Annotated in this window: 1 protein-coding gene; it reads right to left on the reverse strand. The window is 44.9% G+C overall.

The genetic code is table 11. The features are described 5' to 3' along the window. Positions 1 to 98: 98 nt before the first annotated feature. The coding region (locus A3761_RS07225; RefSeq protein WP_231881187.1) for a glutathione binding-like protein at positions 99 to 486 on the reverse strand (388 nt) is incomplete at its 5' end.

The following is a 486-nucleotide window of genomic DNA, read 5'->3' on the forward strand; positions in this document are numbered from 1 at the left end:
CGTCATGTCGTTATCCAAAATCCAATCATTTAGTGCTCGAACCAGATATGGCCGACTTGGAGTCATTCCGCTCACCCCTTTACTCATTATTTAGCGACTTAGTGTCGCATTTCTTTTTCTAGTTCAGACAAGCTAGCTTGAAAGGACTCACGCTGAAATATACGATCCATATACTTCGAAATCGGTTTTGCCTGGACATCATCTAACTCAATTCCCATTACCGGTAAACGCCACAACAAGGCAGAAACACAGCAATCGACAATGGTAAACTCTTCACTCATGAAGTAAGGCATTTCTGAAAAAATCGGCGCTGTAGCAATCAGGCTTTCTTTCAATTCCTTACGATACTCATTCGCCTTCGCAGCATGCGGATCAGCAAGAATTGCATCAGCCAGACGACTCCAATCTTTACGGATTCGGTACATCATCAAGCGGCTTTGCGCTCGAGCAACCGGATATACTGGCAACAAAGGAGGGTGCGGAAAG

This window comes from Oleiphilus sp. HI0123 (assembly GCF_001635315.1).